Here is a 9,667-nt window from a genome sequence, read left to right as displayed (position 1 = left end):
CATGGGCGCCTCGGTCACCCAGAGCCAGGTGCCGGTGTGGCAGGACATGACGATGCGCAGCTACGAGACCCACTGCTGGTCAGAGCAGCGCACCACCACGACCCAGACCCCCGGCAAGATGTGGGACGTGTGGTTCGATCACCAGGATGGCCAGAAGACGACCCGTCGCTCGCCCATCGTGCTCGACCTGAACGGCAACGGCAAGCCTGACATCACGGGCCAGAACATTCTGGGCGATGGCAAGGTGAGCGGTGAGCCGGTGCTGTTCGACCTCGACCCGAGCAAGTCATCGTGGGAGACCAAGAGCGTGGCGCGCCGGCCGGGCAGCGGCGCTCCGCCCATCAAGAACGGCAAGGTCGTCTACGAAGACGGCACCGAGGTGGCGTTCGACAAGCGAGGAAAGCCGGTGAACCGACAGGCCGCGAAGACATTCAACCACAACCGGAATGCGGCCGCGAAGTTCTACGACGCCAACGGGGCCCTCGTCGGAGAGACCCGCAAGGACGCCCAGACCAACAAGATGATGTACCACTGGGGCAAGAACGAGACCCGGAACGGCGGCGACGGTCTGCTCTGCTGGGATGTCGACAACGATGGCCAGATCACCAGCAGCAAGGAGCTGTTCGGTGAGTTCGACATCGACGGCCAGAAGAAGTTCAAGGACGGCTATGAGAAGCTGGCCGCCCACTTCGACAAGAACCACGACGGCACGGTCGACGGCGACGAGCTGAAGGGCCTCAAGGTCTGGAAGGACACCAACGGCGACGCCAAGGTCGACGCGGGCGAGCTGCAAGACGTGGCCGCGCACAACATCACGTCGCTCGACGTGAAGAACATCAACCGTTCAGACATGAGCTCGGGCTTCACCCGCACCGAGACCCAGACCTACGACGTGCACGGCTGGGCGACCACGTGGCGCGACACCCAGGTGCCGGTCTTCCGCGGCTATCAAGACGTCTACAACGTGAACATCTTCGGCGGCTGGTTCTCCGGCGGGTTCGGCCAGCAGGGCGGCTACGGGTGTGGGGGGTACTGGAGCTGAGCGGAAACGGCGCGGCGTCGCACAACGACCCGGAGGCCACGCGCGACAAGGTGCCCGTCGGGCTCAGTCGCGCCGTGGTTGTCGTTCTCAACACCGTGGGGCGATGGGCCTCGCACGCAGAGATGTCGGCCGCGCTGGCGGGCGCCCGCGACGAGACCGCTGCCGCGCTTGCGCAGCTCGACGCCAGCTACGGACTGGTTGCCGCCGTCGACGGCGCCGCCTCCGCCCGCACCGCGTTCGTCGATGGCCTCACGGCGCAGGCGGCCGCTCTCGACCAGATGGAGGCGCTGCTCTCCGAGCACGTCTCGCCCGACCATGCGTACTGGCCAGAAGCGCTCGAGGCGCTCGAAAGCGCGGGCGAGCGTGTCACGATGGCGGCTGCGACCCTGACGCGGCTGCACGATGAGGTGCCCCGCGTCTCCGACACGCCCCTCATCAACGAGGTGTACGCGCTCGCGCTGAATGTCTTGAAGGGGCACAGCGCCGCCATCATGGGGCTTGCCCATCGGCTGGGCCCCCTCCGCGATCTGGTGGAGTTCCTGGGCCGCGCCCACAGCGCGTTCGCAGAGCGAAACCCGGGCGAGTGGGAGATCTCGGCCCGTCTCGGCCCGGCCATCGAGACCCTGCGCGAGGCGGTGGGCGGGTTCTACGTCTTTCTCGAGGAAGCGCGTCCCGTCGATCTGTCGAATGCGCTCACCCTGTTCGATCGCGCGGTGGGCAGCGTCGGCGCGTGCATGCGCGCCATGAAGATGGTCGAGTCTGACCGCGCAGACTTCTCCGAGGCGGTGCCGCTGCAGCGGTTGCACGAGGCCGTGGGGATGCTGGCCCTGGGAATGCCCGTCGACCTGGCGCCGCTGCTCGCAGATCTCGAAGCCTTCCACGCAGCCATGGCCACCGACCTCCAGGGGCTTGCCGCCACGGCCTGGCTGGGCGAGGCGCGCAGAGCCGAGCTGCTCTCCGGCATGGCCGAGTGCCTCGAGGAGCTTGCGGCCGTGCGTACCGAGGTAGGCGCGTTCGACGGCGATCTCGAGACCCTGGCCGCGCATGTGGCGCGCCTGCGCGAGGTGGGCGAGGCCTTCGACGACCTTCAGCACACACTCGAGCAAGAGCGAGACACGCCCGTCGACCTGCGCAAGGCGACCCATCTCCACGCGGTGTTCCAGGCGCTCTCAGGGGTCTGGTACGGGTATGTCCCCGACCGCGTGCTGGCCGAGGCGCTCGAGGTTCTGCGGCATCTGCACCAATCGTTCGAGGCGCGCCTGCGGCTCGATGTCATCGAGGGAGAGGGCGGCGACGAGACCCTCGAGATCGACGCCCTCATGGCCGAGCAGGGGCGTGCCATCGCGTTGATGACCGCATACCTCGAGGGCGGAGATCGCGACCTGCTGCCCATGGCCCACGACGCGCTGGTCCCATCGGCGCTGCGCCTTCAAGAGATTCGGGAAGCCGCAGACACAGCCGCCACGACCGAGGTCACCTGTGTGATGTGCGGTGCGTCGAGCCCCGCGGGCAGCACCCGCTGCGTGCAGTGCCGCCGCGCGCTTCCGGTGCTGGCGAACCTCTCGGTGTCGCGCGCCTTCGACGTACTCGACAGCGGCGCGGGTCGCTCCCCCGAAGCCGCCATGGGCGAGAACTTCCGCCTGGTCGTCCGGGTGATCGATCAGCTCGAGATGGGGCGCATCGGCGCCGACGAAGCGCTGCGACTCGCCAGACCGTTCCTCGACACGGTGGCCGAGACGCGGGTCCGCCTGCAGGCGGTACGCCGTCAGATCGCCGCATCCGGCGATGGGCGCGACGACGACCGTCAACGCCTCCTCGAAGCGCTGTTCGAGCGGGTCGAGCAAGCGGCAGAGACGTTGACCCATCAGCTGACCGCAAGGCGAACGGTGCCGAGCGCGCTTCGCGGCGAGCTGATCGAGATCGGCACGCAGCTGGCCGCCTTCGAGCGCGGAGAGATGTAAGATGCTGGCCGGGGCGTTGCTACGTCTTCGCTGCAGCCGTGACGTACGTGCCAGACCCGATCTGGGTCAGCGCCGCTTCGCGGCTCTCCATGTTGGTGAGCCGCACGAATCTCTCGCCAGCCTGGGGTAAGGGCTCGTGGTCAGGGCCGTGCTGCACCGAGGTCAGCGATCCCTCTGGGGCCCAGCTCACCGAATCGGGAGAGGAGAGGTGCTGCGCGCCAGTCGTAGCATCATCACGTAGAAGCCACCATGAGACGAGTAGTACGGCAAGGTGACCGGCACGACTTCGAGCACATCGAAGCCTCGACGTGACAGCAGCGCGTGCACGTCGCTCAATCGATCTGGCAGGCAGAGGGTGTACACCTTCTTGCCGTCGGTGTCGGCCAGGGTGCGTTCGTAGCGCGTTCGCGCTTCCCGCGTAGAGAAGAGGTTCTCGTTGACGATCTCGATGACAGGGGCGAAGGGCTTCACCATCACCATGAGCGTTGTGGTCAAGGGGCAGCTGTGTACCCACACATCGACGCTTTCAAGACGGGTCTTCAGGTCGAGCGGCAGAAATGCGCACGGGTCGCGATCACGAAGCAGGAGGCGCGCATTTTCCTGAAGGCCGGACGAGGCAGAGAACAACGTCGGCTGGCCGCTGAAATCGTGGCGAAGCAGGTAGACGACACCGAGCGTGCACTGCGCCGCAAGCGCAGCACAGAGCCCCATGGCGGCGGCGCGTCGGGGGGCGCTCGCGAGAAGAGGTTTCGCTCCCCACAGATGCGCCACGAGCGTCACGGTGAGCAGACCTGCCATCGCCTCGAGAAACATGGCATAGCGAAGGTTTCCCCCCACCGCGAAGCTCCACAGCAAGGCGCACGCGAGATAGAGCATACACCAGGTCTGCCAGCGCGCCTTGCTGCGTACGACGAGCAGACCGACCAGGCACGCGCCCACGCCCAGCGCGATTCGTCCTGAACAGAACGCAGGTTCCCACAGCCGCTCCGGCATCGCGACCGAGATCACGGGCCACAGAAGGGCGGTCCACCCAGACGTCGGCCCGAAGCGCCCGTCATACGGAGAATCCGGTGTCCAGTATGGCGAGCGGAACACCTCGTTGTGGTAAGGGAAGAGCGGGCTCGAGGTCTCGCTGCAGAGAAAGAGCGCGTAGGGCGCAAGGGGCGCAGCGAAGGCCACGAGCGCAGCCACGAGCGCCTTGCAGCGCTCCCGTGCGCGCGACGGGTGCCGCATGTACCGATACAGGGCGAGCAGCCCCAGAGGGAGGGCCACGGCGAGCGAGGTGAGCTTGATGGCCACGACGGCCCCGAGGAGCAGCGACACGCCGATCAGATCGCGCCCGGAAAACGGGCGCTGTGCGTCTTGCCGCAACATGATGCAGAGCCCCTCGAAGAGCAGCGGAAGGGCGATCAGATCGACCATGTACGTGCTCGATTCGAAGAGCAGCGTCTCGCTTGTCAAGATCATCAGAACGGCCATGCAGCGAACGGGCACGCGCACGATATCGCTGCGCAGCAGCCGGAAGAGTATGGAGCCCGTCCATAGCAAGACGCCGTAGTTGACGATGGTTCCCAGGCGGTACCCCAGCGCGTGGCGAGAGATGCCCAGGATCATGTCGGCCACGGGGTTCACGTACGGAGAGCCGGGAAAGAAATCTCCCGCGACGAACGGAAGACCGTTCAACCCCCTCTCCGACACAAACAGATGGTAGGCGAGAACGTCGAACGAGCAATCGGGGCTGATGGCACGCAACGCGTAGATGACGCCCAGCGGCACGCCGACGATGAGCCAGAACGCCACGGGCAGGGGCGCCTCAACAGAGGGGCGCGCGCGCACCCACGCCGCCACGCAGACAAGCGTCAAGATCCCCGTCGCACTCCAGGCCAGCGGGCCGCTCGAAACCCACCAGAGATACTGTCTCACGAACGCTGCGACGTAGAGCATGACAATCGGGGTGGGAAACGCGATGAGGCCTCGCGCGACGTGAGGCCACGCGGCCAGAGCGCGAGGGCCCCACCCCGCGGAGAGAGCAGGCGCTTGACCCTCGACGCACACGTCGCTCGACTCGTAGGTGCTCACGAAGGCCAAGGTTCGCAGGGGCAGGTCAAATGCCCTACGGGCGTATCAAGATCCCTTCCCCGCCGTGACCGGCCTGCGACGTCTGCGTGCTGGGCGCCGAGCCTTCGAGCGGCGAGAAGGGGTCGGCTTCAGACGAGAGGAGGACGGGCTTCCGCGGAGGGCGACTCAACCGCGCCCTCGGCTGACCTGCCTGCTGATGCGTACGGCTTCAAGAGCGTCAGGCTGAGAAAGAAGCTCGACATGATGAACTGGGCCCCGAGTGCCAGCAGGGTGACCGAAGGAATCACGATGCGCAGGCCTGTCGCATAGGGAATGTCACCAAACTGGAGAGAGGCCCAGTAGCGGAGCGACACACCCAGCAAGAAGAGACCTGCGCACATCAGCAGCAGACCCACCCCGATGCCGCGTTCGAGGCTGAAGATGGCCTGCAGACGCCGCAGAGATCGATCGGGTGCCAGAAGCCCATCTCTTTCCCCGAGAGCATGTGCCGCGAGGGCGAACGAGATCCACTGGTGTCCGACGATGCAGGCGAGGGCCGAGAACAGAAGCGTGTTGGCGTCGAGGTTGATGTGGGCGATTCGCAGCGGTCCCGGCAGGATGAGGGCAAAGCCCAGCAGACCCAGTCCGAGAAGAACCAGGCCGGGAAGCCAGAACAGCCAGTTGGGGCTGTAGAGAAGCATGAAGCGCAGGTGGCGCCACCCGTCTCTCCATGGACGCAGGTGGGGAGGGCGAGAACGTCCATCGCGATGAAGGGTGATGGGAACCTCGACGATCTTCAATCGTGCCTGGGTTGCGCGAATGACCATCTCTGTCGCAAATTCCATGCCCGGGGTCTTCAGGTCGAGGGCCAACACCTTCTCGCGGTCGAACGCTCGCATTCCGCAGTGGAAATCCGTGATGGGGCAGCGAAAGAGCGCTCTCCCAATGCCGCTGAGCACGGGGTTCCCCACATACCGGTTGAGGCGCGGCATGGCGCCGGGCATGATACGGCCTCCGCCTTGCGGAAGGCGACAGCCCATCACGAAGTCGTACCCTTCCCGAAGGCGTTGAACGAAGGGAGCGATGTCGCGCCAATCGTAGCTGTCGTCTGCGTCGGCCATGATCACGAAGCGGCCGCGTGCACGCTGGATGCCGTGCCGCAGTGCCGCACCGTACCCTCTCTCGTGCACCGCGACCACGCGCGCGCCGCAGCGCGTGGCGATGTCCTGCGACCCATCGGTGCTGCCGTTGTCTGCGACCAGCACCTCGCCCCGGATGCCTTCCCTCTGCAGCGACTCGAAGCCCTTTCGAACACAGGTTGCGATGGTCTGCGCTTCATCGAGGCAGGGCATCAGCAACGTGACCTCGATGGCGTCGGGCTCACCAGCGTTCACAGGGTGCACACGCTGGCCCTCGTTGTATCTGTCGCGTTTGGCGTTGGCACATCGTCGCCTCAGTGAATGACCCTGGTGTCTTGGGTCTGCTATGAGCGCCCGCGGACCGCAGGTCTCTGGCGTTCATCGTATACGTTTCCGAGCAGGCAATCAAGGACGAGCGCAACAACCCGATCCAGAGCGTGCCCCGCTTCGAGATCTGTCCGCCCGCTGAAAACCGCGACGCCTTGCTGTGCAACGGCGGAGATGGCGCGCGCATCACGTTGGAGAGGGGGGAAGGGCGCATGGGAAGGGGGCGGCGCGCCACGCGCGAAAGTGGGGGGCATGAAGCGATACACCGCCCTCGCCTGCACGCTCGTGACGTTTTTGCTCGCCCTCGCCGTCATCGCGCCGGCTCGGGCCGACTCACCCACTGCCGTCGTAAAGGCGTTCTACGCCGCCTACCAGAAGGCGCCCGAACGCGACCAGGCCACGAGCAGCAGCGGATCACCATTGAGGTGCGCAGATTCGGCGGCAGCTGGAAGATCACGAACTTCCGCTATCCAGCCGAAGCGGGCGTGAAGGCCTGGGACCTGAAGACCCACCTGCAGAAGAGCCTGCGGCGCTGAGCGCTGCGCGACACGGTCCGACGCGCCATGAAAACGTCCATCGCGCCGCGGGCATCCGCCGCGCTTCGCGCAGATGGGGAACGCGCGATACTTCTTGCTCCTGAGGATACGCCCATGACCCGCATCCGCCCCGCTCAGCCCGACGAGTGGCTCGCCCTGAAGGCGCTGCGACTCGAAGCCCTGCAAGACACCCCCGACGCCTTCGGCGACACCTACGCCCAGGCTCTCGCATTCGATGATGCCCACTGGCAGACGATGGTTTCTGCGCAGCGCTGCTTCGTTGCCGTCAATGACGGTCAGCTGGTGGGCATGGTGTACGGAATGCCTCACCATCAGCGCGGCGGGCACTGGATGTTCGGCCTCTTCGTGCAGCCCGCGCATCGCGGCAGCGGCATCGCCGATGCGCTCGTCGAGGCCGTGGCCGACCAGGCGCGACGCGATGGTGGCGTGGCCCTCAACCTCTACGTCGCGAAAAGCCTCGTCGGGGCGCACGCGTTCTATCGGCGTCTGGGGTTCACCCCAAGCGGCGTCACGAAGCCCATGGATCGTGACCCCTCCATCGTGCTCGACCACCTGCGCCTGCCATTGGGCGACCTCGTAATCACAACGGTACCGGCCTATCGCCTGCACGACCTGCGTCGTCGCGTGCTGCGCGGCAACGATCCCAACGCCGACGCGGGGGATGCGCGCGATGACGACGCCGACGCCCTTCATCTCGCGGGCCTCATCAACGGCGTCGTGGTTGTGAGCGCGTCGTTCTACCCGTCACCTGCGCCGGTGAACCCGGAGCTGCTGACCTACCAGCTGCGCTACATGGCCACCGAGTTCGATCTGCAGGGCCTCGGATACGGCGCGCAGGTCCTCGCGCACGGCGAAGGCCTGCTCAAAGAGCGCGGTGCGCAGCAGCTGTGGGCCAACGGCCGCGACACGGCCCTGCGCTTCTACGTGGCCAACGGCTGGGAACTCATCGCCGGCTCAGAGCACCTGAGCCCCTACACCAACCTGCCGCACACCGTCATCTTCAAGCGCCTGTAGCGGGCAGCCAGCCACCACAGACGTGCGAAAAAGCCGGCCACCGGCTATCTCACCCCGCTAAAAGCCGGCCCTCGCTTTTTCGCGCAACGGGGGGCGCAGAAGGGGCAGGGGTGGGTGATGCCAGATGTCATCACGATGGTGAAATGAATTCATGGGCTTGCGGGCTTTATCCTGTGGGAAAGACAACGTGCGACCGCAGGACGAACCTGAAGCGTCGGTTGCTGACGCAACCCGGGCGCGGCCGGGGCGCCGTGCGTAGAAGAGCGCAAGCGTGCAGTCTTGGACCTGATGGCCGGTACGGCGACGGTGGATCAGATCGCCCGTAGGATGGCCGTACATCCCAGTACAGTAGGAGAGTGGCGCGAAAAAGCGCTCGAGGCCATCGATGCGGCCACGCTGGCCCGTTCACAAATCCGAAACATCGCGGTTCAAAAACTCGTCTGAAAGCGCAACAGAACAGTCACACCTGCATGACACACTCCTCTCGCGGCCCGCCGACATCAGGCGCGTCCGCGCACAGGAGGTCAGCGTGCCACAGCTCATCACACGGCTCACCCATGATGTCGTGTTCAAGTTCGTCTTCGGAAGCAAGGGGAGCGAGGAACCCCTGCGCGCGCTGCTCAACGCCCTGCTCGAGCGAAGGCCCGGAGAGCGCATCGAGCAGGTAGAGATCATGAATCCCGGACTCGGGGGCGCGCATCTCGATGACAAGCACATCATTCTCGATGTGCGAGCCCGCGATGAGCGACGCGGTGCCTACAACATCGAAGTGCAGGTGGCCAGCGAGCGACACTTCGAGAAGCGCGCCACCTACTACCTCACGAAGATCCACGCCGAGCAGCTCCACGATGGCGAGACGATCACGTGCGGTTTCCGACGCGGAAAAGCCTGCACAGCGTCTACCTGCTGAGGGAGCGTGATCATGGGGATGTTCTGACTGACGACCTGCAGATTCACTTCTTCGAGCTGCCCAAGTTCAAAAAGCACGATGTGCGCGAGCTGGCCACGCCAGCCGATCACTGGCTCCACATGCTCCGCTTCGCACAGGAGTATATACGAGGAGGAATGCGGCTCCCAGAGAAGTTGAGCACTGAGGAGGGTGTGGCCATGGCCTTCGACAAGATGCAACGCGCGCAATCCGATGAGGAAGTGCGCGCTTGGATGTTCTCACGCGAGAAGTTCACTCGCGACGTTGCAACGAGCCTCGCGAATGCGCGCGAAGACGGCCTGCAGCAGGGCCGACAGCAGGGCAGCCTCGAGGGTCGCCGAGAAACCGCCCGCCGCCTTCTGGCAGAGGGGTTCGAAGTGGCGGTGGTGGCGCGTTCCACCCAGCTCACAGCGGCCGAGGTCGAGGCGCTCCGCAGCCGCTGAGTCATCAGCGCTGACCGCGAGCCCCCTCCAACAAACCCGAAGACCGACAGCGTGCAACACGCCGGACATCGCCCATCGCTCGGCTAGTTTCTGTGAACACCCGCACCTCCCCGATTCCCCAAAGGCAGGAACCAGACGCGACAGCGTGTACTCCTTTTGGGTGACCCATCTTCCGCCCGGACTCTATGAGAGCCTCGT

The 9,667-nt window shown here is 65.6% G+C and carries 8 protein-coding genes; 6 read left to right on the top strand and 2 right to left on the bottom strand.

The window, feature by feature from the left end; translation table 11 throughout:
• Nucleotide 1 precedes the first annotated feature (1 nt).
• The gene (locus tag EB084_12745; GenBank protein NDD29125.1) at nucleotides 2-1,042 is read left to right on the top strand and encodes a hypothetical protein; all 1,041 of its coding nucleotides are present in this window, start codon (nucleotides 2-4) and stop codon (nucleotides 1,040-1,042) included.
• Entirely contained in the window at nucleotides 1,021-3,003 is a 1,983-nt protein-coding gene (locus tag EB084_12740) for a hypothetical protein (GenBank protein ID NDD29124.1), read from the top strand. The genes EB084_12745 and EB084_12740 overlap by 22 nt, the downstream gene beginning before the upstream one ends.
• 186 nt (nucleotides 3,004-3,189) lie before the next feature.
• On the opposite strand, the gene EB084_12735 is transcribed toward EB084_12740, so the two are convergent.
• Nucleotides 3,190-5,091 carry a hypothetical protein gene (locus tag EB084_12735; protein NDD29123.1) on the bottom strand — a complete coding sequence of 634 codons (1,902 nt, stop codon included), beginning with the start codon at nucleotides 5,089-5,091 and terminating at the stop codon, nucleotides 3,190-3,192.
• Between the two features lie 119 nt (nucleotides 5,092-5,210).
• On the bottom strand, nucleotides 5,211-6,413 hold the full coding sequence (locus tag EB084_12730) for a glycosyltransferase family 2 protein (GenBank protein NDD29122.1): 1,203 nt from the start codon (nucleotides 6,411-6,413) through the stop codon (nucleotides 5,211-5,213).
• 677 nt (nucleotides 6,414-7,090) lie between these two features.
• Here EB084_12730 and EB084_12725 point away from each other — a divergent pair.
• The 4 genes from EB084_12725 to EB084_12710 all read left to right on the top strand — a co-directional run bounded on the left by EB084_12725 (nucleotide 7,091) and on the right by EB084_12710 (nucleotide 9,469).
• Complete coding sequence (locus EB084_12725) at nucleotides 7,091-8,098, top strand: GNAT family N-acetyltransferase (GenBank protein NDD29121.1); 1,008 nt, start codon at nucleotides 7,091-7,093, stop codon at nucleotides 8,096-8,098.
• A 279-nt stretch (nucleotides 8,099-8,377) separates the two neighbouring features.
• Nucleotides 8,378-8,542, top strand: a complete 165-nt coding sequence (locus tag EB084_12720) for a hypothetical protein (GenBank protein ID NDD29120.1) — start codon at nucleotides 8,378-8,380, stop codon at nucleotides 8,540-8,542.
• The gene (locus EB084_12715; GenBank protein NDD29119.1) at nucleotides 8,484-9,008 is read left to right on the top strand and encodes an Rpn family recombination-promoting nuclease/putative transposase; all 525 of its coding nucleotides are present in this window, start codon (nucleotides 8,484-8,486) and stop codon (nucleotides 9,006-9,008) included. The genes EB084_12720 and EB084_12715 overlap by 59 nt, the downstream gene beginning before the upstream one ends.
• Nucleotides 8,963-9,469, top strand: a complete 507-nt coding sequence (locus tag EB084_12710; protein NDD29118.1) for an Rpn family recombination-promoting nuclease/putative transposase — start codon at nucleotides 8,963-8,965, stop codon at nucleotides 9,467-9,469. The genes EB084_12715 and EB084_12710 overlap by 46 nt, the downstream gene beginning before the upstream one ends.
• Nucleotides 9,470-9,667: the final 198 nt, after the last annotated feature.

This window comes from Pseudomonadota bacterium (assembly GCA_010028905.1).
GTDB lineage: Bacteria > Vulcanimicrobiota > Xenobia > RGZZ01 > RGZZ01 > RGZZ01.
The sequence above is the reverse complement of the archived record's forward strand: the minus strand, read 5'-3'. Positions and strand labels throughout refer to the sequence as shown.